22 protein-coding genes and 1 pseudogene are annotated in these 24,624 nt (G+C 69.6%); 16 read left to right on the top strand and 7 right to left on the bottom strand.

The genetic code is table 11. The annotated features are described in order from the left end of the window. Positions 1 to 261: 261 nt before the first annotated feature. The gene (locus I6J71_RS08230; RefSeq protein ID WP_239154528.1) at positions 262 to 1,065 is read left to right on the top strand and encodes a hypothetical protein; all 804 of its coding nucleotides are present in this window, start codon (positions 262 to 264) and stop codon (positions 1,063 to 1,065) included. Between the two features lie 152 nt (positions 1,066 to 1,217). Here I6J71_RS08230 and I6J71_RS08225 read toward each other — a convergent pair whose 3' ends face one another. Next, complete coding sequence (locus tag I6J71_RS08225; RefSeq protein ID WP_204094182.1) at positions 1,218 to 1,769, bottom strand: hypothetical protein; 552 nt, start codon at positions 1,767 to 1,769, stop codon at positions 1,218 to 1,220. A gap of 403 nt (positions 1,770 to 2,172) precedes the next feature. Between I6J71_RS08225 and I6J71_RS08220 the strand changes: the two genes are divergently transcribed. Next, complete coding sequence (locus I6J71_RS08220; RefSeq protein ID WP_204094181.1) at positions 2,173 to 2,343, top strand: hypothetical protein; 171 nt, start codon at positions 2,173 to 2,175, stop codon at positions 2,341 to 2,343. Here the strand turns inward: I6J71_RS08220 and I6J71_RS50405 are convergent. From I6J71_RS50405 to I6J71_RS08205, 3 genes and pseudogenes are all read right to left on the bottom strand, one after another. Next, positions 2,340 to 2,588 (bottom strand): annotated as a pseudogene (locus I6J71_RS50405) (ATP-binding protein). The gene I6J71_RS08220 and the pseudogene I6J71_RS50405 overlap by 4 nt on opposite strands. A gap of 153 nt (positions 2,589 to 2,741) precedes the next feature. Next, a complete protein-coding gene (locus I6J71_RS08210) occupies positions 2,742 to 3,071 on the bottom strand; it encodes an STAS domain-containing protein (RefSeq protein WP_239154525.1) in 330 nt (109 codons plus the stop codon). Then, positions 3,053 to 3,259 (bottom strand): hypothetical protein, encoded by a 207-nt coding sequence (locus I6J71_RS08205; protein ID WP_204094179.1) that lies wholly within the window; start codon positions 3,257 to 3,259, stop codon positions 3,053 to 3,055. The genes I6J71_RS08210 and I6J71_RS08205 overlap by 19 nt, the downstream gene beginning before the upstream one ends. A 176-nt stretch (positions 3,260 to 3,435) precedes the next feature. On the opposite strand from I6J71_RS08205, the gene I6J71_RS08200 reads away from it, so the two are divergent. Further along, entirely contained in the window at positions 3,436 to 3,702 is a 267-nt protein-coding gene (locus I6J71_RS08200; RefSeq protein ID WP_204094178.1) for an ANTAR domain-containing protein, read from the top strand. Positions 3,703 to 3,738: 36 nt separating this feature from the next. Here the strand turns inward: I6J71_RS08200 and I6J71_RS08195 are convergent, their stop codons facing one another. The 3 genes from I6J71_RS08195 to I6J71_RS08185 all read right to left on the bottom strand — a co-directional run bounded on the left by I6J71_RS08195 (position 3,739) and on the right by I6J71_RS08185 (position 6,496). Further along, positions 3,739 to 4,329: a PhoU domain-containing protein gene (locus I6J71_RS08195; protein WP_204094177.1), complete on the bottom strand. Its 591-nt coding sequence runs from the start codon at positions 4,327 to 4,329 to the stop codon at positions 3,739 to 3,741. Positions 4,330 to 4,832: 503 nt separating this feature from the next. Next, on the bottom strand, positions 4,833 to 5,021 hold the full coding sequence (locus I6J71_RS08190; protein ID WP_204094176.1) for a hypothetical protein: 189 nt from the start codon (positions 5,019 to 5,021) through the stop codon (positions 4,833 to 4,835). A gap of 380 nt (positions 5,022 to 5,401) precedes the next feature. Then, positions 5,402 to 6,496 (bottom strand): GNAT family N-acetyltransferase, encoded by a 1,095-nt coding sequence (locus tag I6J71_RS08185; protein WP_204094175.1) that lies wholly within the window; start codon positions 6,494 to 6,496, stop codon positions 5,402 to 5,404. A 248-nt stretch (positions 6,497 to 6,744) separates the two neighbouring features. On the opposite strand from I6J71_RS08185, the gene I6J71_RS08180 reads away from it, so the two are divergent. The 13 genes from I6J71_RS08180 to I6J71_RS08120 all read left to right on the top strand — a co-directional run bounded on the left by I6J71_RS08180 (position 6,745) and on the right by I6J71_RS08120 (position 24,321). Beyond that, the gene (locus I6J71_RS08180) at positions 6,745 to 9,399 is read left to right on the top strand and encodes an HAD hydrolase family protein (protein WP_204094174.1); all 2,655 of its coding nucleotides are present in this window, start codon (positions 6,745 to 6,747) and stop codon (positions 9,397 to 9,399) included. Then, complete coding sequence (locus I6J71_RS08175; protein ID WP_204094173.1) at positions 9,396 to 11,672, top strand: aminoglycoside phosphotransferase family protein; 2,277 nt, start codon at positions 9,396 to 9,398, stop codon at positions 11,670 to 11,672. The genes I6J71_RS08180 and I6J71_RS08175 overlap by 4 nt, the downstream gene beginning before the upstream one ends. Continuing rightward, positions 11,669 to 12,979 (top strand): lipopolysaccharide biosynthesis protein, encoded by a 1,311-nt coding sequence (locus tag I6J71_RS08170; RefSeq protein WP_204094172.1) that lies wholly within the window; start codon positions 11,669 to 11,671, stop codon positions 12,977 to 12,979. Before I6J71_RS08175 ends, I6J71_RS08170 begins: the two co-directional genes overlap by 4 nt. Next, a complete protein-coding gene (locus I6J71_RS08165) occupies positions 12,976 to 13,875 on the top strand; it encodes an alkaline phosphatase family protein (RefSeq protein ID WP_204094171.1) in 900 nt (299 codons plus the stop codon). Before I6J71_RS08170 ends, I6J71_RS08165 begins: the two co-directional genes overlap by 4 nt. After that, complete coding sequence (locus tag I6J71_RS08160; RefSeq protein WP_204094170.1) at positions 13,859 to 14,677, top strand: polysaccharide deacetylase family protein; 819 nt, start codon at positions 13,859 to 13,861, stop codon at positions 14,675 to 14,677. The genes I6J71_RS08165 and I6J71_RS08160 overlap by 17 nt, the downstream gene beginning before the upstream one ends. Continuing rightward, complete coding sequence (locus tag I6J71_RS08155; RefSeq protein WP_204094169.1) at positions 14,674 to 15,945, top strand: hypothetical protein; 1,272 nt, start codon at positions 14,674 to 14,676, stop codon at positions 15,943 to 15,945. The genes I6J71_RS08160 and I6J71_RS08155 overlap by 4 nt, the downstream gene beginning before the upstream one ends. Positions 15,946 to 16,343: 398 nt before the next feature. After that, the gene (locus I6J71_RS08150; RefSeq protein ID WP_204094168.1) at positions 16,344 to 17,126 is read left to right on the top strand and encodes a glycosyltransferase family 2 protein; all 783 of its coding nucleotides are present in this window, start codon (positions 16,344 to 16,346) and stop codon (positions 17,124 to 17,126) included. Next, positions 17,126 to 19,306: a glycosyltransferase gene (locus I6J71_RS08145; protein WP_204094167.1), complete on the top strand. Its 2,181-nt coding sequence runs from the start codon at positions 17,126 to 17,128 to the stop codon at positions 19,304 to 19,306. Before I6J71_RS08150 ends, I6J71_RS08145 begins: the two co-directional genes overlap by 1 nt. Continuing rightward, entirely contained in the window at positions 19,297 to 19,650 is a 354-nt protein-coding gene (locus tag I6J71_RS08140; RefSeq protein WP_204094166.1) for a hypothetical protein, read from the top strand. Before I6J71_RS08145 ends, I6J71_RS08140 begins: the two co-directional genes overlap by 10 nt. Before the next feature lie 11 nt (positions 19,651 to 19,661). Continuing rightward, positions 19,662 to 21,488, top strand: coding sequence for a hypothetical protein (locus I6J71_RS08135; RefSeq protein WP_204094165.1), 1,827 nt, complete (start codon positions 19,662 to 19,664; stop codon positions 21,486 to 21,488). A 6-nt stretch (positions 21,489 to 21,494) separates the two neighbouring features. Beyond that, a complete protein-coding gene (locus I6J71_RS08130; RefSeq protein ID WP_204094164.1) occupies positions 21,495 to 21,713 on the top strand; it encodes a hypothetical protein in 219 nt (72 codons plus the stop codon). A 1,374-nt stretch (positions 21,714 to 23,087) separates the two neighbouring features. Continuing rightward, positions 23,088 to 23,456: a hypothetical protein gene (locus tag I6J71_RS08125; protein ID WP_204094163.1), complete on the top strand. Its 369-nt coding sequence runs from the start codon at positions 23,088 to 23,090 to the stop codon at positions 23,454 to 23,456. A 47-nt stretch (positions 23,457 to 23,503) separates the two neighbouring features. Next, positions 23,504 to 24,321 (top strand): IS5 family transposase gene (locus tag I6J71_RS08120; protein ID WP_204094162.1). Its coding sequence is split into 2 segments (ribosomal slippage): positions 23,504 to 23,846 and positions 23,846 to 24,321, totalling 819 coding nucleotides; the frame shifts between segments, so codons are not numbered across the junction. Positions 24,322 to 24,624 lie beyond the last annotated feature (303 nt).

Raw genomic sequence — 24,624 nt, 5'->3', positions numbered from 1 at the left:
CGGCGCCGGGTAATGGGTTCAGCCGTGCTCACCGATCGGGTTTCGACCCAGTGCCACACGTGACGAACGAGTAGCGCAACGTGGCGGGACTGGGCTGCGGCCACTGTGTCGCCGGGCGAGAACATGCGCTCGGCGGGCGTGGCGCGGAGGCCGCGACGGCGAAGAAGAGCCCCTGGTGGCCGGTCCACACCGGACGGCGGGAGACTGCGCGACGACCCGCGCTACGCCTACGAGTTCACGTGGGACGGCTACTGCGCGATCATGCGGATCGCCGTCGACGGCACCACAGCACTGACCACCCGCAACAACAACGACTTCACCGGCCGCTACCCCGGCACCCACGCTGCCCCAGCGCGGCTCCTGCCCGCCCGGACCGCCGTTGGCGATCGGGCCACCCCGCTGTTGATCCAGGTTCTGCTGCTGTCGCGGCCAGGCAGGCATGACGTCAGCGCCTGCGAGCGGCGCGTTTCATGCCAGCCGATGTGCCAGGCTGGGTTCATGACGACCCTCGCCCAGCTGCGCAAGGCCGCCCTGTCCTATCCCGATACCGCCGAGCACGTCGACGGCTCAGGATTCGTCGCATTCCTGGTGCGCGATGCGCAGTTCGCCGCGCTGCGCGAGGACAAGCTGGTCGAGCTGCGACTCTCCGCGCCGGACATGCACCAAGTCCTCGCCGGGCATCCTACGGCGCAGCCGCTGGCCCGCGGCGCGACGTCGATTGGTGTCCGTGTCCCGATCGGGGACATCAACGGCCAGCAACTCAACCACTGGGTGCGTCGCGCCTGGCTCTTTCGGGCGCCGAAACAGCTGGCAGCGCAAGTGGCCGCTGGAGACGTCGCGGCTGCCGGTGCGGTCGGCGATCTGCCCAAGGCCATAGGCGCTCCCGCCACCCGGGCCCTCGCCGGCGCCGGCGTCACCACGCTCGCCCAGGTTGCCGACCTGACCGACGCCGAGCTGCTGGCGATGCACGGAGTCGGACCACGGGCGGTTCGCATTCTCCGCGAGGTACTCGCCACAGGTGGACGAGGAAGTCCGGAGCAGTCGGTGGCGTGCGATCGGTCGTGAGGCCGGGCCGTCGAGCTCGACGGCCCGGCGGCGATCGGATTCGGCGTCGGCGCACGGTGCGCGGTTGATCTCCGGTTTTGGACGCTTCGTGCGCGGTCGGAGTGATCAAGTGGAGCACGGAGATGCCGGAGAGCTGGTCGACCGCTGTTATTTCAGGGCAGGTCAGGGGTGACGAGAGGGGTGAGGTGCGGGACCAAGGTGTCGTCGTCGAAGTCCTGTGCGACGTCCGGACCGTGCTGTCCGATGTGCGCCGTCACGTGGGCCGGACATGACTGCTCCGCCGGCAGGTCGCTCTCAACGTCGAAGTCCGCGAGCTTGTGCGCGGTTTTGAGTTCGTACACCTCGAACGTGTAGGTCACGGGGTAGACGTCGCCGCGCGCGATCGTCCACTCGCAGGTGCCGATCGACGTCGTCCCGCGCCTGCGCAGCCCGGTCAGGCACACGATGAGCTGGGCCCTGTCCGGGCGGTCGGTGCCGTCTTCCCGGGCTCCCCAGGCGATGGGCAGCGAACCAGTGGTGAAGCTTGAGGGCACCAAACCCGAGCGATAGGCGCCGTCGCCCTCCCCCGCAACGACGAGGTGCGGCCCTGGGCCCCCGTAAGCCGGCGAGCCCGGGTTCGGCACCTTGATATCCGTACCGCACTGCAGATAGCTGACACTCGCGCTCGGCGTGACCGTCTGCGGCGTCGGCGACGTGGGTGCCATCCCGCCCGCACACCCGGATGTCCCCACCACCACGCAGAAGGCCAAGGCCGCTGCCTTTCCGAACCTCACGAAGACATTCAACCGGGATACGCCGCCCGGAAGGAAACCTCTGACGAGCAGCGACAGCTCCCTGGCTGCAAGCCTCACCCTCCTGGTGCGCAGCCCCCGTCGGCAGGGGCCCGCGGACGGGCACACCACGGGCGACTGACGAGGCGGTCGCATCGCGCCAGGCGTGACCTCAGCCGCCTCGTCAACGGCACGCGCCGCACCGACAGTCCGTGGCGCCACGGCGCCGGACATGAGCACCCGCGGCCACGGCGATCACCCCGACGGCGACCGACCAGGCGAGTTGTCCACAACCCACACGAACGCCCGACCGCCGGCTGAAGGTTGTGCGACCGCCATGATCATGACTGAGTGCTGGACGCTTCGCCCACTGCCCGAGTACGAGCCACCGGCGCGGGGGCGTCCCGACCCGGCCGCGGTGCGGTTCCCGCTGGCGCCGATCGACGAGGCCGAACGCCTCGCGGAGATGCCGGATCAGGGGCGGCCAGGGCCGAGCGCTGAGGACTAGTTTCGGCCGAGCTGCCAGGACATGGTGACGACGGTGCCGTGGCGTGGGGCTGTGATGTCGGCGTGGTCGGCGAGCATGCGGATCAGGGGCAGGCCACGGCCGTGGAGCGGATCGGGCGCGGGTGGGGCCGCCACCGGCCGTGGTCGGTGAGGGTCAAACTGAGGGTGTGCTCCTCGTGGCGGACGCGGAGCTCAACCGTGCCCGCGGGCGCCGTTGCGGTAGGCATGATCGACGGCATTGATCACGGCTTCGTAGACGGCGAGTTCGAGATCGCCGGTGAGTTCAAGGGGCAGCGCCGGGCCGCGGCCCAGCGGACGAGCGGGGTGCGCAGTGCGGTGGCGTTCTCGGTGCTCGCGGGGTGCTGCAGACGTAGGGCGGGATCCGCGTCGTCAGCCACGTCACTGGGCGAGGGCATCTCGTGGCCGCTCCATGGATCGTCGCCGCTGGTCGTCTCGAACGCGCCTCGCATACCCGCGCACGAACGGGAGTATGCGACGCGTGGCCCCGGCCGCCGGGCGGACGCTACTGCGCGGCGGCGAGGCGTCCTGGGCTCTGTCGAAGACGCTGAACTGCGGCTCGAGGCCGAGCATCCGCAGCATGCGCCGGACCGAAGCCTGGGCGACCAGCCGCAGGCGGGTCGCCCGCCAGGCGTTCAGCCGGGCATCGACCAGAACGGCGAACGCGGACGTGGAGAAGAACGTGGTCTCGCTCAGATCCAGCACCAGCACAGGCGGCACTTCGGCGAGGGCCCGCTGCAGCGCGTGCTGTAGGCGCGGGTGGTCAACGCATCGAACTCGCCGGACGCGGCGAGAACCGCGGACGTGCCGACATGCGCGAGCTCAACCTCCGCGGTCGGACTGACCGCGCAGGTGAGGCCCGGGTCGGGATTCGGGTCGGAGGCCAGCGTGCCCGGCATTTTCCCGCACCCGTGCCCGGTGCGCAGTCTGATGCAGTTGCACTACCTCCGGAGTAGGCTCTTCTGCTTCAGCTGCGAATCGAAGGCGAGAATGGTCATGTCCGTGGTGGAGTCCCAGGATCGCAAGCCCTCCCGATCCGCGCCCGCCCCGCGTCGCGCCCCTGCGGAGGCGGACCATGGCGGATGACGCCGAGATCACCGAACGTGCCGACGCACCCGCGCTCGAGCGGTGGGAAGCGCTGCGGACCCGTGAACTGATCGGGCAGGCCACCGGCGTGCTGATGTGGCAGCGCCAGTGCGGCCCCGACGAGGCGGTCGCCCTGCTGGTGAAGCTGTCGCAGGACACCAACACCACGCTGCGCGAGGTCGCCCGTACCTTCCTCGGCGACTTCCTCTCCTCGGGGCCCGCTGCCCCGGGTGGCACCGCATCATCCCCAGCCTGAACAGGCCGTGCCCGGGCCGGCACGCGGGACGGCCGCTCAGCCAGGCAGGATGCCGGTGACGGTGAACTCAACACGTCCGGCCACCGAGACGACCTGATCGCCGAAACGCTCGTAGAACCGCGACAACACGACGGCGTTGAACGCCTCGGCCAGGCTCCCCGCCCCGGCCGAGGTCGCGACCAGGTCGAGAACCTCGCCGTGCAGAGCGTCCACGACGGTGTCGGCACCATCCAGCTCGGCGTACATCCCCTCGACCGGCTCTGCCAACAGTGCGGTGAGCCGCTCGGCCATGGTGGCGGTGAGCTCCCCCATCCGCCCAAACCTGTCCATCAGCACCGCGGGGACAGCAGACCGCGGATGGCAGAACCAGGCGATCTCGGCGATGCGGACAGCCAGATCACCCATCCGCTCGAACGTGTCTGCGCAGTACCCGACCGCGAGCACGAACGGCGGCGGCATGGTCACCGAAGCCCTCGACGCCAGCAGCTTCTGCGCGTGCGCCTCACACCGCGCGCGCCGCATATCCAGCTCGACGTCACCGGCGATGACCCGCTCGGCCAGCGCGCGGTCCACGGTCAGCAGCGCCGTCGAGGCGTCCCGCATCGCCTGCGCCGCGAACAGGCACATCTCCTCCAGTGCCAAGCCGAGCCGCGCCGACTCCTTACGGAATGGATCCCGCACGAACCTCAACCTAACGCCAGGCCTCGCGGCCGAAGCGTCGCCGCGAACGGCAGATTTTGCACCACCGGCTCCTCGGCCATCCACGCTCACGACGCCAACTTCGACAGCGTGGGGATGATCAGCGGCTGCACCCACGAGCACCTGCAGCAGCTGGTCCGGCAGTACCGCAAGCGCCCCTTCGTCGACGCCGAGCTATGGGCCGGCAAGGTGCTGCGCGCGGTGCTCGCGAACACCACCCGCCGCATCGACGACGACGCCCTCGTCGAGATGACCGGGTTGGCCGTGGAACAGATCCACGCCGGCATCGACTGGCACAACGACCACGCCCGCGCATGCCACGAGCTTGGCGGCGACGAGACGGCGCCACAGGTCTCCCTACGTGGTGAGCGCGGGCACCGCGGGAGCCCTGGGCCGGCCGTGACCGATCAACGGCATCCGTGCTGCCCGGCTCAGTCCAGTTCGAACAATGCAGCCTGCGCCTGGCGGGCGACGTCGGCACCGACGATTCGCCGGCACTTACGGCAGGTGACCTCCTGCGTGCTCGCCTGCAGCTCCCCCGCCGCCCCGAGGCCGGACCAGCCCTGCCGGCAGGCCGGCGCGGGCAACGTCAGGCCATTGATCCAGACACGCCAGATCACCCCGGGCACCGTCTCCGACGTGTCGATCCGCAGGTTCGAACATGCGGTGCTGCGCCGCGGCGAACCCCGGCGGGTCCACCCGGTGCACCGAGAACAACGGGATCGGCCCAGCGCTCACCCGACCAGTATGCGGCGACCACCGACCTTCCCCCGCCGCGTCGAGCAGCCCGAGCAGGTCGTCGCGGTCACGGGATCCCGGTGGCGCGGTGTGGTCGCGGCCAAGCTCCGGCGAGGTGGTGAGGACGGGTGCCGTGGCGGGCGGCCGTGGTGTCGGTGTGGTCGGCGGAGTACCGCTCAGCGGGGGTGAGTACCGGTGATGGCGGAGGCTGCCCTGAGGCCTCCGGATGACACGCGCCGCCGGTAGGGATACGCGACGCCGATCAGTCCTGGAACCCGATGATCTTTTTCACCGCCGTTTTGATTCCCCGTTCGACGGGCGTGATCGGAAGCCGTTCGAAGCGGAATTCGGGGGTAACGATCCGTCGGGCGCCGAAGCGTTCCTTGAACTGGCCGAGTGTCCCCGTGCCGGATTCGCCGAGGTAGTAGTAGCGGCACCCTGCGTAGCACGCGTCCTGGATCGCCCGCGCCTGGATCAGGTCGGTGGCCCGGTAGTGCTTCAGTTCTTCGTCCATGGCCCCACGGAAGTCGTGCGCGTTGGCGCCTCGTGCCACCAGGCAGGCCGCAGCGGCCCTGCCGTTGACGTGCGCCACCCACACCTGGAAGCGGTTGCCCAGGTGACGTGCGATCGCGTCGAACTTCTCGCGTGGATCCCGCCGGTGCAATCGCCGCCTCGCGAGCCACTCCGGCTCGTGCTGCCGGCGCGCCCACCGCAAGACCGCTCGTTCCATCAGCCCGTAGAACTCCGGAAGAAGTTCGCCCCCGGTGCCGCGTTCCACCGTGACGCCCTTGCGCTCTGCCATCCGGACACCGCGCCGGGAGGTCTTGGTGAAACGCTGCGCCCAGACCTCGTCCCACCCGCCCCGCAAGTCGAGCAAGTGGACGTGGTGAGGATGAACGAGAGCTCGCGGGTGGTGCGCGTCGCGCCACGCGTCGACCTCGAGCGGGCCCGGCGACACGGATTGGACCACGACGCGCCGCTTCGCCAGGTCCTCGAGCACGGCGTTGACCTCGCCGGCCTGCACGCCGCCGGGAGCGAGGAGCCCACCGAGCCCGCAGGCAGGCGGATTGGACTGTTCCGCCGTGAGGAATCCGGCCGCCGAGGGACGCCGGAGCATCGGCAGCACCAGCGTCCGTCCACTGGCCGTCTGGTACAGCCGGCTCACATCTCGCAGTCCGTGGGCTTCACACATCGCATCGGCCCATTGCGGAGATTGACTTTCCAACGCATACGGATCACTGTCCATGATCGCCACCCACTCGGCACGGGGAGCGGGACTGATCATTTTCACCAGACTGTCGGCAACCGGTACGACCACTTGCCCACCCGACATATTTTTCACACCTTTCCCTTCCATGACGCGGCCCCGCTTCGCTCCTTACCGACCGCGGTTGCCCAGAGGTGACGTAACTCTAGTTCGTCCGATTCGTCGCAACGGTTACACAAGATCGTTGAATTTTCCGCCGCTGCAGGCAGTCCCGATCGAGTCGTCCCCTGTAACAGCGGCAACCGGGTCAGCGAATTCCCGAAGATGAGGTGATGCCCGGCAAATACACGCGGCGAACCCGTGCCTACAAGCGGAACACCATGCTGGAGGGCTCTTCGATGAGGCAAGCGCGCGGCGGAAAACAGGCCTTCGACGGCGATCTGCTCGTCGTGCCCGATCTGCTTTCCGACTTGACCGAAATCGCGCACCGGCTGATCGATCGCGTGGCTGCACAAGACGTCCTCGACACCTACCTCCTCGCCGCCGCCGCGGTGCAGATCGTGGAAGACCACCTCCAACGGGACACTTACGCTCTGAGCCGCGCCGCCGCGTACCTTCGCGACCAGGACACGGCTGCGATCGTTGCCGACCTCCTCCGGGGGTTCGCCGCTGCCGGCGAAATGGTGAGAACGTCGCGGGCAGGCGAGCGCCGGGCTGTCCGCTGGCGAGACGCCGCGGCGACATTGCGTGACGCGGCCGCGCTGCAGGTGGTCACCGACGCACCGCAGGCCGCGTTGGAGGAGTGGACCACTGCCGCTGTCCGCCTGCGCGCCTCGCTCACCTCGCTCGACCGCGGCCTCGCCGGTGCGCTTCTCCGGCTCCCGTCGTGCTTCCGGAGTTTCGATCAGGAGCCGGCCGACATGGTCGCGCTCGCGACGCGGCTGCGGCCGCGGTGTCCGGACCGTGGGCGGCCCATCGTTGTCCTGGGAGTGCGCACTTCGGGTAGCTACCTCGCCCCGCTGGTCGCCGCCGCCTTGCGCGACGTCGGTTACGGAGAGGTACACGCCGAGTCGGTACGGCCCGGCTACCGGCTGCGGCCACCAGTGCGGGCGCTCCTGCGGTCGGCTGCTCGGCGCGGAGGCAGGATCGCCGTCGTCGACGACCCGCCCGAGACGGGGCAGTCGGTTGCTGACGTCGCGTCCACGGTCCGCCGCGCCGGCGTGCCCGAAAGCGCTGTCACGTTGCTACTGCCGCTTTTCGGCGACGCACCACCGGCGACTTTGGCCGGCTACGACTCGGTGACGTTGCCCTATCGCGAGTGGGCGATCCATGAGCGGCTCGAGACGGAGGCCGTGGTGCGGTCGCTGTCCGCACTTCTGGACCAGCCGGTTCGGTCGGTCAGTCGAGTGCCGCACATCGGGGTGTCCCGCGGTCGCGAGCACGCCCGTGCCGTGTTCGACGTCGGATTACCTGATGGCGAATCCCGGCGCATCGTGGCCGCCGGGGCCGGCCTCGGGTTCTTCGGGAGGCACGCGCTCGCCGTCGCGCACGCGGTGTCGCAGTACCTACCCCGCACCTACGGTTTCGTCGACGGGATTGTGTTCCGTGACTGGTTGCCGAGCGAGCAGAAGCTCGCGAACGCCGACACCGCCGACGCGCAACAGCTCGCCGGCTACGTCCGCGACCGGGCGGCAGCGATGCCGGCCGGAGCCGATCACGCCGCCGGCCTGGCCGGCCGCCAACCGGTGTGGGAGGCGGCGAGCCGGGTGCTGCAGCGCAACTACGGCCGCGCCGGTGTGGTGCTGCGGCCGGTGCTGCTCGACCCCCTGATCCGCCGTCTGTGCAAGGTGGCCGAGCCCTCCGTGGTCGACGGCGCGACCGGCCTCGACCACTGGTTCCGCGGCGCCGCCGGTCTGTACAAAGTAGACGCTGATGTCCGCGACTTCGCCAACACCGATCTGGCCTGCTACGACCCCGCGTACGACCTGGCCGGAATCGATCCGGGCAGCGCGAGCCCCGCGTTCGCGGAGTCCCTCCGCCGGGAGATGCCCTGCGACCCCGAACGATTCCTCCTCTACGAACTCGTGCACCTGTGGGACCGGGAACGCCAGGGCCACCCCGCCCACCGCGCCGGCGCGCGAGCCGTCCAGCGCTACCTGCGCGAGGTGCTGCTCACCGGAGTGCACGCCGCGCCGGGTGGCGCGGTGTGCGCGCTCGACGTGGACGGGGTGCTCGAATCAGAGGCACTCGGGTTCCCCATGGCCACCCCGACCGCTGCACTCACCCTGCGCGCGTTGCTCGCCCACGGCTTCCGGCCCGTCCTGGTCACCGGCCGCTGTCTGGACGAGGTCCGCGAGCGGTGCAGGTCCTACGGACTGGCCGGTGGGGTGGCCGAGTACGGATCCGTCGTGTTCCACGACGGCACGGCACACGATCTCGTCCCAGCAGACGCGGCGAAGGCGCTCGACCGTGTCCGGGCCGCCCTGACCACCCGGACCGACGTGGTCGTGGACGCGGACTACCAGCGCATCGTCCGTGCCTACCGGCGTGGCTCCGACGGAGTTCGCCGGGCCCTGCCCGCCAGGGTCACCAAGAGCTTGCTGGCTCAGGTGGGGGACGCCGCCTCGCACTTGCGCGTGATCGTGGGCGACGGCCAGACCGATTTCGTCGCCACTGCGGTGGGCAAGGGTACGGGGCTGGCCCTTCTCGCCGCCTCGCTCGGGGTCGACGCGGTGTCGTGGGCGGTCGGGGACACTGCGGCGGACCTGCCGATGTTGGAGGCCGCAACCGTCGCCTACGCGCCTGGCAACGCGGATGAGCGGGTGCGCTCGTCCACCGTGCAGGTGCTGCGCCGGCACTATGCCGCAGGGGTCGAGCAGGCGGCGAAGCTGCTGATCGGCCACCGCCCCGGCGCCTGCGAGACATGTCGGCCGCCGGTTCACGCAGCGCGCACCCGAACGTTGCTGACGCTGCTCGATGCGTCCAACGCGGGCGCGCGGGGACTGCCCGTAGCCGTGGCCCGGTGCCTGTCGAGGGCGGTGAGCACCGGATGACGAGCGCGGTGCACGGCCAGCCGGAGCAAGCGATTACGGCGCACGGGGTGTCTCCCCCGCGTTCCTTGTACGGCCACGGCTACGCGCTGGTCCTGAGTTCAGCGCTGACCTCGGCGATCGGCATGGTGTTCTGGATCGTCGCCGCGCGCAATTACGACCAGGCCGTAGTCGGCCGCAATTCCGCGCTGGTCTACGCAATCATGTTTCTGGCCGGCGTGGCGCAGCTGAACCTGATGAACGTGCTCATCCGATTCGTCCTGGTGGCCGGCGCACGGGCCCGCCGGCTGGTGGCAGTTGCGTATGTCGTGGGCGGTGGGCTGGCGGGGCTGGCCGGCCTGGTGTTCGCGCTCGGCGTCCGCTGGTGGTCGCCGGGCCTGGCCGGCCTCCTGGACAGCCCTTACTCGGTCGCGGGCTGCGCGGGTGCCTGCGCGGTCTGGGCGATCTTCGTGATGCAGGACGGAGTACTGACCGCTGTCGGCCGGGCGCGGGTGGTCCCCGTCGAGAACCTGGTGTTCTCCGTGGTGAAGCTCGGATTGCTTGCCGCTCTCGCGGCGGCCTTGCCCAGCGGCGGGATCACAGTGGCGTGGATGGCCGCCACTGCGGTCGCGGTACTCGCGACCACCGGATACCTGTTCCTGCACGCATTACCCGCGCACGAGGCCTCGGCAACCACCGACGAAGAGATTTCATTCCGGGCGCTTGCCGGATATCTGATCGGGGACTTCCTCGGTGCGACGTGCTGGATCGCCTGCACCCAGCTGCTGCCGGTTCTGGTGCTCGGCGTGCTCGGTGCCGTGCCCACAGCAACTTTCGCCACGGCCTGGGCGATCGCCTACGCGCTCTACCTGGTCCCCGCGGCGATGGGACAGTCGCTGGTAGCGCACACGGCGCACGACCCTGAGCGTGCGACAGCCGCCCGGGCGGGCGTCGAACGGCGATCGCTGCTCCTGCTCCTGCCGGCCGTCGCCGCGCTCGTCCTGGCCGCACCCTGGGTGCTGCACCTGCTGGGCCCCGGCTATGCCGACGCCGGTCGCTGGGTGCTGCCGCTGATGGCGGTTTCGGCGTTGCCCAACGTCGTCGTCGCCGCCGCGGTGAGCCAGGCCCGAGCGCTCCGGCGGACCGGCGTTGTGGCGACTCTGCTCGGGAGCCTCTCGGTTCTCGTGCTGAGCCTGGCCCTGGTCCTGATGCCGATCTTCGACATCACGGGCGTCGGGTTGGCGCTGCTGGCCGGCCAGACCATCCTCGCGTCCGTGATCCTGTGGTTGCGGGCCGACTGGACGCCACGGCCCATCATCGGCCCGCTTGCCGGAGTGCGCAGCCGGGCCCTGCTGCGCCGGATCGCGCCCACCGCGCTCGGTTCGCGCTCGTGGCGTGTCCAGCACCGGTTGCACGGGCGGTCGGACTCCGCGATCGCGACTGTCGGCCCCGGCGACCAGTGCGCCGCGTTGCTGAAGGTCGCCGACACCGAGGAGGGACGACAAGCTCTCCTGCACGAGGTGAACGCATTGCTCCACTTGCGCGAGAATCCCCGGCTGGACGGGTGGCGGCACCTGGCCCCGGACGCGTACGACGTGGGGAACGCGCTGGGCGCCTCGTACAGCCTCCAAGAACTGCTGCCCGGCACAGACGCTCGCGCCCGCGTGACCGACCCTTCTGGACGAGCCCGGTTCACCGCCGCGGCGCTGAGCGCCATCGGTGGACTGCACCGGCGCACCGCCGGACTGACCCGGGTGGACGACCGTCTGATCCGGCAACACGTCACCGACCCGGCCGCGCTGGTGCGAGCGGCAGTCCCGCCACGCGCCGGTGCCGTGGTCGATCGGCTCGTCGCCGAACTCTCCGCCGACCTGCGGGACCGGCGGCTGCCCGTGGGATGGGTCCACGGCGATTTCAGTCCCGACAACGTGCTCCTCGACGCCGACGACCGGGTCACCGGCATCGTCGACTGGGGGCAGGCGACCAGCGCCGGGCTCGTCGCCGTCGACGTGGCCGGCCTCGTGCTGGCCACGGACGTGGCGGCGACCGGGCGGGAACTCGGTGCCGTAATCGCCACGTGGCTCGCGCCCGGCTCCGAGCCCGCGCTCGCAGACGTGCTGCACAAGCGGAGCACACTCGGTGGCGATCCGGTGCCCGTTCGCACGCTCGTGCTGCTGGGGTGGCTGCACATGGTCTCGGCCAATCTCGCGAAGTCGTCGCGCTACAGCGCCAACCCGATCTGGTTGCGCCGCAACCTCGTCGCGGTGCTGCGCGCGCTCCGCCGGGAGCTCCCGTGAGCGCCGGTCCGGCGTCCGGCGCCGGGGCGCGCCGTCGAACCGGCCGCAACTCCGAGCAGACCATGGTCCGCGACGGCGCGTCGCTGGTCGTGGGCGCCGTGCTCACCTCGTTCGTCGGCGTCGCGGCGTGGGTCGTGGCCGCCCGCCTGCTGCCCCAGGACGAGGTCGGGCACGCGTCCGCGTTCGTCTCCGGCTTCCTCCTCGTGGCCGGCCTCGGTGACCTGGGACTGGGCGCGGCCTTGATGCGCTGGGTTCCCCGAGCAGGCGTCCGCCGCACCGTGCTCATCGTTCGCTGCTACGGTCTCGTGCTCGCGGGGTCCGTGGGTGCGGCCGTTGTCGTGCTCCTGTTGCCCACCGGCGACGAGATCACCGAGAGCCTTCCCCGGCTCAGCACCGTCGCGTTCCTGTTCGCCGCCGTGGCCTGGGCGCTGTTCCAGTTCCAGGACGCTGTGCTGGTTTCGCTGGGCCGGGCCCGGTGGGTGCCCTACGAGAACGCCACGATCGGCGTTGCGCGGGTCGGCATCCTGGCACTGGCGGGCCCCGCGCTCGGCGCCACCGGCATCCTGCTGTCGTGGATCGTCCCGGCCGTCGCCGGAGTGGCGGTGATCTCGGTCGTGCTCTACCGGGTGCTCACCCGCGAACCCGAGCCCTCCATCACGCAGCGGACCCCGGTGCTCCCGGACCGGCGCGAGGTGCTACGGCTGCTCGTGCCGACCTATCCGGCGAAGGTGACCGGCGGTGTGCTGACCGACCTGGTGCCGCTACTGGTGATCGGGCGGTTCGGACCGGCGACCGGTGCGGTCTTCTTTCTGGTGTGGATGGCCGGGAACACCGTGGACTACGCTGCGATCAGCTTTTCCCAGTCGATCATCGTGCGGATCGCGCACGAACCCCACCGCACCCGCGAGCTCTTCGGAATCGGCTGCCGCAAGCTCGCGATGGTTTTCGTCCCGGCGCTGCTCCTCGGGGTGGCGCTCGCGCACCCGCTGTTGTCGCTGTTCGGGCAGTCCTACGCCGACCAGGGCGCGTGGTTGCTGCGTTTGGTCATGCTCGGCTGCGTGCCGCGGCTCCTCATCACCCTGGTGGTCGCGGCGGGCATCGCCCACGGACGCGGACGGCTGGTCGCCGCGCTGGAAGCGAGCAGCGCACTCGGGGTGATCGGCGTGGTCGCCGTGGTTCCCGTGACGCAGCTGAACCTGGTCGGCGTGGGTTTCCTGATCGTGCAATGCGTGGTGGTCTTCGGTGCCCTCGGCGTGCTGTGGCGGTGGCGCAACCAACCGCCTCGACCGGAAGAAGCGCTCGGATGAGGACCTGCGGTCGAGTGGCGATGGGCCTGTTCCTCGCGGCGACGTGCGCGGTCGCCGCGTGCGCACCCTCCACACCGGACGCTCCACTCCCGGCCACGGCGGCCACCGTGCCCGGTACCGCCTCCCAGGCGAACGCGGCCCTACCCCGGCCCAGCCACGTGGTCGTGGTCGTCTTGGAGAACCACGGGATCGAGCAGGTGTCAGGCAGCGGCCAGGCGCCCTACCTCAACGAGCTCGCCGCGGCCGGGGCCCACTTCACCGACGCCACCGCAATCACCCACCCGAGTCAGCCGAACTACCTCGCCTTGTTCTCCGGCGATCCGCAGGGGGTCAGCGACGACTCGTGCCCGCACACGTTCACCGGTCCGAACCTGGGCAGCCAGCTGATCGAAGCCGGCTACGGATTCAGCGCGTTCGCCGAGGACCTGCCCAGCCCCGGTTACCCCGGTTGCCGGGCCGGCGACTACGTGCGCTGGCACGCGCCCTGGGTGGACTACGCCACGGTCCCGGCCGCGGCGAACCGGCCGTTCACCGCGTTCGGACCGGACTACCGCAGCCTGCCCACTGTGTCGTTCGTGATCCCGAACATGTGCCACAACATGCACGACTGCGACACCCGCACCGCCGATGCCTGGCTCCGGGCCCACGTGAGCGCATACGCGAGCTGGGTGGTCACGCACGACAGCCTGCTCGTGGTGACGTTCGACGAGGCCGAAGACGCTTCGGCCACCAACCGGATACCGCTGCTCCTGACCGGTCCGATGATCCGGCCGGGCACCTACCCGGAGCCGGTGGACCACTACCGGCTGCTGCGCACTTTGGAAGCCATGTACGGCCTACCCGCACTGGGACACGCCGCGGACACGAAACCGATCACCGATGTCTGGCGTCCCTGACCCGCGAATCGCGCACGGCGACCGGCGCGACCGTCCGCGTCAGAGCCGGACGCCGGCGATCCCCGAAGCCGGGGGCGCTCTCGCCGCGGCGCGCCGGCGCGCGCTCGCTCTCGCCGGGCCGCTGACCCGTCCGGTCGGCTCGCTCATCGCCGTCCGCACGCGGCAACCGGACGTGGTCCTGACGTTCGACGACGGACCTGAACCTGGAGGAACCGACCGCGTGCTCTCGGCACTGTCGGAGCACGGCGCCTCGGCCACGTTCTTCGTGCTCGTCGACCGCGCCCGGCGGCATCGCTCGCTCGTGCGGGACGTGCTGGCGGACGGACACGAGATCGGTCTGCACGGAATGGACCACCGCCGGCTTTCGCGGCTACCGTCCGCCGCCGTGCGCACGCTGCTCGCCTCCGCCACGGCTCAGCTCGAGGACCTTCTCGGTGCACCGGTCCGCTGGTTCCGACCTCCCTACGGTGCGCAGACCCCGGCGGTCTGGCGCGCCGCGCGCCGACAGCGACTCACCTCCGTTCTCTGGGGCCCCTGTGCGTGGGACTGGCTCGACCGGCCGCCCGAACTCCTCGCCGCGCAGGCGTTGCGAGGGCTCTCCCGAGGTTCGGTACTGTTGGCCCACGACGGGCACGCGGGGCCGGAAGACGGTGCGGACGACGGGCCGCGGCCTGCGTTCGATCGCGGCGATCTGGTCAGGCGTGTGTTGGCCGGCCTCGACGAACGGGGGCTTCGAGGACGCTCCTTGGGCGACGCCCTGGTCACGGGCGAAGCCCAAACCGCACCGTGGTTCCTCCGATGATCCGCGGCCGGATCACCGGTGTCGCGGTTCTGCTCGCCGCGACGCTGTCCGGCTGCGCCCCCTCTGCCCGGACAACAAGCCCGCCGCCGGACCCTGTCGTCGGGGTGACCCACACCCAGGACAGCGCGGACGACTACCCCGCAGCGCAGGTGGAGGCGGCGACCGCCGCCCTCGCCGGCCATCCGATGCTTCAGAACCAGTACCTGATGGGCTGGGGTGTCGACAACCCCGAACCTTCACCAGGCGTGTTCGACTGGTCCACCTTGGACCAGCGGATGAACCTCATCAGACAAACCCGCGGCGTGCCTGTGCTCACCCTCGCCGGCGCCCCGGACTGGATGAAGGGCGGTTCAGCCGGCACCACCGACTGGTCCCGGCTGAACACCGCACCCACCCGTGCGCACTACGAAGATTTCGCAGCACTCGCCGCCGCAGCGGCGGCGCGCTACCCGCAGGTGCGGTACTTCCAGGTGTGGAGCGAGCTGAAAGGCCTGTACAACGAGGATGCGAACCGCTGGGACTACGAGGCGTACACCGAGCTGTACAACGCGGTCTACGACGCTGTGAAGAAGGTGCGTCCGGACGCCCTGGTCGGTGGACCGTACGTGGTGCTCGACACCTGGTCGGCCGAGGGAACCCCGGCGCCCTCGGCTCTGTCCGGTCCGTGGGGCGTGGTCGACCAGCGCGCACTGGACGTGATCGACTACTGGAACGCGCACAAGCACGGCGCTGATTTCCTCGTCGTGGACGGGTCGAGTGGCACCCGAGACGCCGGCCTCACCACCGACGCGTTCGACGCGACGGCGATGTTCGGTGAGGTCAGCCGCTGGCTTCGAGCCCACGTCGGGCTTCCTGTGTGGTGGGCGGAGTTCTACCCGACGCAACCAAGTGGACAAGCCTGGCCGCAGGAAAGCCCGGCGCCGGCCGCACTGACCGTGGCCGCGGTCGCCCAGGCGCTGCGCGGCGGCGCCGCCCGTCTGCTGCTGTGGCAGCCACAGGCTTCCGCGGACGTGCCCAGCGCTGCATTGTGGACGACTCCCACCGCGAGCACCGGCGCCGAGCCGCTCCCGCTCGCCGGGCCCTGGACGTGGCTCGCGGCCAACGTCAACACCCGGACCAAGATCGCATATTCACCGGACGGCGCGGTTCTGGTTATCACCGGAGAGCGAGAAGTACTCACAGTCAACCTCACCGCCTCCGAATTGACGTCACCGAACCAAAGCGCACCCCTGTCGGCTTTTCAAATGCGAATCACCCCCCGCCATTGATCACCCACTGCCGGCTGCGAAGTTGAAAAATTGCCGCGGTTCGAGTTACGACTGGATAAACTTCACCAGATGCCGATTCGGTCATCCGCACATAGTTCACCCGCACACCCCGTCGCCACGACGACACCGGTTGAGACCTCTCCTGGTCCACACCCCTGAGCAGGCTCCGAAACATCGGCGGTGACCTGTGCGAGCCCGCCGAAGGTCTCATTGCACAGTGATACTTGCACGAGTCGCCCGGAGCTTCCCGTGAATCACCGCCACACCCGCAAGCCCTCTTTTTCAGCGTAACGGCCACCAATCAGGGCGCGACAACCTTGATATCGACTTAAATTTCGGTAACTTGTTGCGAAACTTCACGGATCAAACTCGCACGTATCGGGGAAAGGGTGCGTTCGATGGGCCAGGGCGTGGATCCGAAGATCAGTATCGTGATTCCGGCGCGCAACGAGGCGCGCAATCTCGAGGTGATCCTCCCGGAGCTCCCCGAAGTCGACGAGGTTGTCCTGGTAGACGGACATTCGGTCGACCAGACCGTCGAGGTCGCGCGCAAGGTGCTGCCGTCCATCGTGACCCTGACCCAGACCCGGCGTGGCAAGGGCAACGCACTGGCGTGTGGGTTCGAGGCCGCCTGCGGGGACATCATCGTGATGCTCGACGCCGACGGATCGGCCGACCCGGCGGAGATCCCGGCGTTTATAGAGACCCTGGTGCAGGGCGCCGACTTCGCAAAGGGGACCCGGTTCCACGGGCACGGTGGCAGCGACGACATCACCGCACTGCGCCGGGCCGGCAATGCCGCGTTGAACAAGTTGACCAATGTCCTGTACCACACGAGCTTCACCGATCTCTGCTACGGCTACAACGCGTTCTGGCGAGACATCGTGCCGCAGCTGAGGTTGCCACCGACCGCCGCGACCGCGCCAGGCCCGGGAGGCTTCTGGGGTGACGGGTTCGAGATCGAGACCGTGCTGAGCTGCCGGGTGGTCGCCGCAGGCCTGACCGTCGCCGAGGTACCCAGTTTCGAGCGTCCCCGAGTCTTCGGCGAGACGAACCTGCGCACATTCGCCGACGGTGCCCGGATCCTGCGCACCATCCTCGCGGAACACCGGCGCTACCGGGCCCTGAGGAATGCGGGCCCGTCCGCGACCGGCGACGTCGCCACGCAGGAGATCGCGTGATGACCGCTGCGGGCACTGACCGGGAGCGGGTGCCGACGGTATCGGTCGTCGTCTGCGCGTTCACGGCGGCACGGTGGCACACGATCCGCGCCGCGCTCGCCTCCGCCGCCGAGCAAGCTCCGACGCCGCTGGAGATACTGCTGGTGGTGGACCACAACCCGGACCTGGCGCACCGCGCCCGCACCACGCTGTCCGGCATCACGGTTCTCGACAACGACGGCCCGCGCGGCTTGTCCGGCGCCCGCAACACCGGGATCGCCCACAGCGCGGGTGCCGTCGTCGCGTTCCTCGACGATGACGCGGTGGCCCGGCCCGGCTGGCTGGCGCACCTGCTCGCGCCGTACGCGGATCCGGACGTCGTCGCCGTGGGCGGTGCGGCCGAGCCCCACTGGCCACCGGGATCCGGCCGCCCCGGCTGGCTGCCCTCGGGCGGCGTGCTGGATTGGGTGGTCGGCTGCACCTACACGGGTTTGCCGACCGCGCTCGCCGAGGTGCGCAACGTCATGGGGTGCACCATGTCCTTCCGCCGCACGGTGTTGGACGAGATCGGCGGCTTCTCCACCCGGGTGGGACGGGTGGGTGCGCTCCCCCTCGGGTGCGAGGAGACCGAGTTGTGCCTCCGGGCCCGCCGACGGTTGCCCCGCGCGCGCATCCTGTTCGAGCCTCGAGCGGTCGTGACCCACCAAGTCAGCGCGGACCGGCTGAGCTGGTCCTACCTGCGCCGCCGCAGTTGGTCTGAAGGAGTGTCCAAAGCCGCCGTGAGCCGGATGGCGGGCACCGGACACGCGCTCGCCACTGAGCGCCGCTACGTCGCCCGCGTGCTCCCGGCCGCAGTAGGAGGCGCGCTGGTCCAGGCCGGCAGGGGGCGGCCGGCAGAAGCGGGGAAGGCGATCATCGCAATCGCCACCGCGCTCCTGGCCACAACCGGCGGCTACCTGCGCGAGTCGGCACGGCGCCGAAGCGGGCCGGAACCCGCCGCCGAACCCGCCGTGACCGCGCCCGCGACGGCGGTCACCGAACTCGACGTCAGCCACGCGGCGGCGGTGCTGTCCGCTCCGGCGAATCCCGAGGTCGTCTACCGCGACGCGCAGGTGCTCGTGCGTGACGGACGCTGGACCCTGGACCTGGTCCGGTTGCCCGTCACCGGCGGGCGGGTGGACGTCGCCGGCCTTCGTCTCAACGCTCCCCCGGCACGACCCGAAACCACCGCGTGGACCCCGGGGGTGAGTGTTGTGGTCCCGACGGCCGATCGGGCCGACACGGTCCGCCGGTGCGTGAAATCGTTGCTGGCGACCGATTACCCCGATCTGGAAGTGCTGCTCGTGGACAACCGGCCGCACACGGCCGAGGCCGCAGCGCTGATCGAACTCACGGCCGGCGACCCGAGGACTCGCTACCTCGCCGAAGCCGAACCCGGCGTCAGCCGAGCCCGCAACACCGGCCTGGCCGAGGCGAGCGGGACACTGGTCGCCTTCGTCGACGACGACATCGAGGTCGACCGGTGGTGGCTGGCCAACCTGGTGGCCGAACTCGCCGACGAGAGAGTCGACTGCGCAACCAGCCTGGTTCTCCCGTCTTCCCTGGACACTCCGGCCCAGCGGACGTTCGAAATGCTGAAGGGGTTCGGACAAGGCCTCCGCCGCCAGGTGTTCAGTCCCGAACTCGCCGGCGACGATCCGCGGTACCCGTTCGCCCCAGGGCGGTTCGGTCCGGGTGGCTGCGCGCTCTGGCGCCGCTCCACCCTGGCCGGTCTCGGCGGGTTCGATCCACTGCTCGGTCCGGGTACCCCTACCCGCGCAGGCGAGGACCTCGAGCTTTTCTTGCGGCTCGCGCGAGCCGGTGGGTCCATCGTGTACACACCGCACGCCGTGGCCTGGCACGAGCACAGCACGGAATGGACGCAACTGCGCGAGCAGTTGCACGCCTACAGCGTCGGGTTGTCGGCGATGTTCGTCCGGCACCTGGTGCAACACCCCGGCGACGCCGGGATGATCGCCGCGGCGGTCCCGAACCGCGTACGCCGGGTCCTCTCGGCGCGCTCCTCGCCGCCGGACAGCGGCTCGACGGGGCCAGGGGCGCGGCGACTGCTGCTGGACCAGCTCACCGGCCTGGCCTCCGGCCCGCCAGCGCTCGCGCGCAGCGCCTGGAAAGCGAGGTCCGGGTGGTCCCGGTGCACCTGACCGAACGGCGAGCCGTGGCCGCAGTCCTCCTCGTGCTGACCGCGTCCGTGCTCCTGCTGGCCGCCTGGCAGGTGACCAGCGCACTGCGGCTCTACCTGGACACCGCGTTCGTGCTTCTCGCACCGGGGTGGGCGGTCGTCGTCCACCTGCGGTTGGCCACCCGTGCCCTGGAATGGATCACCGCGATCGCGATCGGCATCTCGGGGACGTTGCTGATCGCGCAAGTCATGGTCTCGACCCACTGGTGGCACCCGACGGCGGTATTCGTGGTGGTCGCCGTGGTCACCTTTTTCGCGCTGCTGTGGCAGCTGATCACGCCCCGCGCGGCAGGGGCTGCGCGGTGACGAGAAGTGACGTGGCACTTCCCAGGTTCCGACGGTCCAAACCCGATCTCGAACCGCCCGTTCAGGTTTCCGGCCCCGAGGGCGGCCGGTGGCAGTGGCGCGACGCGCTGAGCCCCCTGCTCGCCCTCCTCGCTGCACTGCTGTGGCTGCTGGGGCTGCATCCGGTGCTGCCGGTCCAGCTGGGCGGTCTCGGCTTGGTCACCGCGCTCTCGCCCGTGTTGCTGGCGTCCTACCCCGTGCTCCTCACCGCAGTGGTGCTCGAGCTGAGCCGGCGCCGTCCGCGGTCGCGGGTGCTGTCGTGCTTCACCACGCTGGGAGTAGCGCTCGTCTACGGCCTGCAGCCGGCGAGTGAGCAGACGGCTCGGCTGACGGTTTCCTGGCTGCACACCGGGTTCGCACGCTACGTCGCCGACAACGGCCAGGCGCTGCAGGGCTACGACGCGCGGTTCTCATGGCCGGGGTTCTTCTCCTTGATCGCATTCCTCACCAAGGCCAGCGGCCAGCCGGACGCATCACCGCTGCTGCAGTGGGCGCCGGTGGTCTTCGCGGGTGCCGCGGTGCTGGGTATGCGCGCACTCGCTGCCGCGGTCTTCGGCACCGGGCGCGCGGGGTGGCTCGCGACCTGGGTGTTCCTCTTGACCCAGTGGACCGAACAGGACTACCTGTCGCCCCAGGCCGGCAGCTACCTGATCATGCTTGCCGCGCTGGCGCTGACCGTCCGGTACCTGGTGCGTCCCGGCCTCGCCCAACCCACGCGGCCCAGGTGGGCCCGCCGCGCGCCGCCGGCGAACCTGCCGCGCGAACGCTTGGCCGCACACGTGCTGATCCTGGTCTTCGGCCTGGCGCTCGCGCCCACTCACCAGCTGACTCCCTTCGTGCTGGCGGGGCTGCTCCTCGTGATGGCCCTGACCCGGCGGCTGTGGCCGAGCTGGCTTCCGTGGCTGGTGCTGATTCCCGCACTGATGTGGTTCTCCCTGGGGGCCAAAGACTTCTGGCAGGGCCAGCTGCACATGGTGATCGGCGACGTGGGGCAAGTGAGCAATTCCGTCGACCAGGGCATCACCGGCCGGTTCGTCGGTGACGCGGGACGGACAGCCATCCTCCTCGTGCGTGTGGCGCTGACCGGGACGGTCGGCGCCTTGGCGCTGGGTGGCTGGTGGGCGCGGCATCGCCGCGGTCTGCACGCTCTCCCGCTGGTCTTGCTCGCGGCCGCCCCGCTGGCGATAGCCGTACTCCAGTCCTACGGCGGCGAGGTGTTCGTCCGGTGCTACCTGTTCGCGCTGCCGTTCGCCGCCTTGCTCGCCGGGGCTGGTCTCGACGCGGCGCTCGGTGCGCGAGCCGCCCCGGGAGCGCAGTCCGCGACGAGGCGAGTGCACCACCGGTTCCCCCTGGTGCGGCCCGTCGTCGTCTGGCTCGTGTTGACGTTGCTGGGCCTGGCGACTGTCGTCGCCCGCGGCGGCGGCGACGCCTACCTGAGCTACACCCGCAGCGATGTCGCCGCGGTGGCGGACGCGTACCGGCTGGCCAAACCGGGCCAGACGATCAGCGGACTCAGCGCCGACGCCACACCGCTGGGCTTCGACAAGATCGGACTGGTCGAGCAGACAGCGGTCGAAGACACTTGCCCACAATTCGCCCAAGTGGCGAACTGCGTGCGAGAAGCGGCACCGGATTACTTCGTGGTGACTCCCTCGCAGGAAAACTACGGCCGGATCTACTACGGCCTCCAACCCGGGTGGACCAGCAGACTCGTCGCGGACCTCGTCAGCTCCGGGAAGTACCACGTTGTGTTCGACGAAGGCGGGAGCCGGCTCCTGGCCCGTACCGGAAGAGGATAGGCGCCGATGACCGACGTGTTCCTGGTGATCCTCACCCTCGCGCTGGCAGCCGCATTCGGTGCGATCGTCTTGACGCGCACAGTGCTCGCTGAGCGAGCCGCGGGAGCGCGCGGCCGACCGTACGAACGAACACGACTCGTACGCCGGCTCGACCGCGCCGGCGCGCTGGTAACCGTGCTCGTCATCGCCGCAGTGGTGTTCCGAGTCGTCAACACGGTGCTGTGACGAAGTCGGCTATGCTCTTGGCCAACCCGAGGGCACTGGAGGGTCGTCATCAGCATCCCCACCGGAGGGCGCGACTTCTGCCGCTGCGGCCACCACCGCGATGCGCACACCCATCTTCGCGGCGGAACCGAATGCGCGCTCTGCCCGGCCGGCGAGTGCCGCCGCTTCCGTCCGCGGGGCTTGCTGACGAGGATCCTTCAGCGACTCCGCTCCCATCCCTGACTAATCCAGAATCGGACTCGCTGCCGACACCGGGTTCCGGCACTCCTACGGTGGCGTGGTGGTCGACGACGTCGACGACCAGCCTCGGATCCGGCACCCCGTTCTGGCCAAAAAGGTGAGACACTGCTCGACCTCCCGCTTGCTTCACCACAAGGAATGGCTGGTGGCCGACGACTGCGCCTTGCGGATCACCGACGACGTGGCGATCGGCCGCGCCGGTCCCGGTGGAACTCGGCGGCGCCGTCCTCGGGATCGGCGCCCAGGACCTGCTCAGCGGTCGATCGCGAGCTTCGCCTGCCCCAGCACAGCACCGCCGCGTGGAGCATCTGATCGAACTGTCCAAGCAGCTGTGGCAAGCCCAAAGGCAACCGACGATCGCGTAGGCGTCGACTGCTTGATTGCCAACGGCCGGCAGGCGATGATCGGTCATCCCCAAAGGCATGGCGTTCACCTCATGGATGACCATCGGCGTCGGTGATCTCGCGGCGTTTCTACCGGTTCGGCGGGCTCTTCCAGGACTACAAGACCGTTCAGGAGCAGAATTCCGCCGCAGTGCAAGACGTGATCGCCGGGGTCGGTCGTTCAGTGGTCGACCCGAAACTCATCGATCAGCTCGTCGCCGCAGGCGTCAAAGTCTCAAGCGACGCGGTGATCCGCATTGGTCGGGACTCGAACGGGAGGCTCGTCCAGGCACAGCTACGAGGTCGCGCAGAAGGGAATTCCGGTAGCCGAGTTGCCGGGTATTCTCATGGCGGCGGTGAACTCCGGTCGTCTCGTCAGGTCCGAAGGTACCGGCATGGCGATCTACGAGTTCGGCTACAACGGCAGGCACCTCCGACTGGCGATAACGGTGGGCAGCAACGGCTACGTCGTGTCCGCATTTCCAAGATGACGTGACAAACGGCGGTCGTTCGCGGGGGTTGTGCGGCGGCGTGCAATCGTCCACCAGGCTAACCTCGGTGTCGGTGCCGCTGGCTGCCGGCCGATCCCATCAGGAGGTGAGCCAGATGGGCGCTCGCCGCTTGCTCGCCGGGTGGTTCCGTCGGCTGTCCGGCCACCAAGGATCTCAACCTGAACCGGAGCGCGATGCGTGGCGGTTGAGCAAGGTCTTCGCCGAAGTCGGTGCCTGGCCACTCTGGGTCTACGGTCCGGATGGAACCGACAAAGGTCGACCCCAAGTCGCCGAACCTGGGGTTGAGCGCCGAGCTGGCCGCCGACCTGAAGGTCTCGACAAGGGAGTACTGCAGCATCTTCGACGGGGACGACCCGGCCTCGGCCGCGTTTTCCTCGGCTGAGGCTGAACGAGCTTTCTACGAACGTGGTTGGGAACTCGCCCGGCGGGTTCGGCGCGAAGTCGACGAAGGCTGGGACGTGACTTACGTGAACGGGCTGCTCCCCGGCGAAGCAGAGTCGAGTTGCCGGAGTCCAGTGCTGGAGCCGGAACCGTCGGGCGTAAAGGAAACCGCTCAGTACGGTAGGTCGGTCCATGACCCCAGTATCATGTTTGCGGCGGGTAATTAGAGTGTGTCTTACGTGGTGATCTGTCGCTGGTGAGCGATGATCTTGCTGTGGTTGATCGGTTGTCGTTGCGGTTGGTGCCGGATGAACTGTGGGAGCTGGCGGAGCCGCTGATCCCGGTGTTCGAGCCGCGTCCGCAGGGCGGTGGCACTGCCCCGGTGGACGCTCGCGCGGTGTTCACGGCGATCGTGTACGTGCTGACCAGCGGGTGTGCCTGGCGGGATCTGCCGCCGTCATTCGGGGTGCCGTTCCAGACCGCACACCGCCGCTTCGGCCAGTGGACCAAGGCCGGGCTGTGGCGGCAGTTGCACCACGCACTCTTGGATGAACTCGGCAGCGAGGGCCTCATCGACTGGAGCCGCGCGATCGTGGATGGTGCCTGCGTGCGGGCGAAAAGGGGGGATCCATGACCGGTCCCAGCCCGGTGGACCGCGGCAAACCCGGCTCGAAGATCCACGCCCTGTCCGACCGCGCCGGACTTCCGCTCGCAGTCGCCGTCTCCGCCGCCAACACGAACGACTCCTACGCACTCAAACCGTTGGTGATGGCGATCCCCGCGATCAAATCCCACCGCGGTCCCCGTCGGCGCAAGCCGGCCAAGCTGCACGCCGACAAGGCCTACGACCAGCCCGACCTGCGACAGTGGGTCCGCGACCGCGGCATCAAGGTCCGCATCGCCCGCAAAGGCGTCGAATCCAAGGACAAGTTCGGCAAGCATCGCTGGGTGATCGAGCGAACCATGGCCTGGTTCACCGGATACCGACGCCTGACGCTGCGCTACGAACGCAAAGCCGAGCATTTCCTCGCCTTCCTTCTCCTCGGAGCCAGCCTCACCTGCTACAAGAAACTCCGCAAACTCACCACATGAGACAAGCTCTTAGCCTGCCCTGCCAGTGGTGGGAAGCCGTGCCGCAAACATCCGCTGCACCGTCTTGAAGTCGCTGCCCGCGGCCGGCGACAGCGCTGCTGCACCATGGTGCAAAACGTGGAAACGAACCGGCGGCAGACCAGCGTCCGCCGCAAGCGGTCGAGGGATCGCTCGTATACGGCAATCACTCGCCGAAATCAGACAATTACCCCGGCAAGTTCGCGGCCGACCGACGTGAGCGTGATCACCGTCGCGAGGCGCGGCTGAACGTGCCAGCTTCCCCCGCGCCGGAACGCCGGATCC

This window comes from Amycolatopsis sp. FDAARGOS 1241 (assembly GCF_016889705.1).
GTDB lineage: Bacteria > Actinomycetota > Actinomycetes > Mycobacteriales > Pseudonocardiaceae > Amycolatopsis.
The sequence above is the reverse complement of the archived record's forward strand: the minus strand, read 5'-3'. Positions and strand labels throughout refer to the sequence as shown.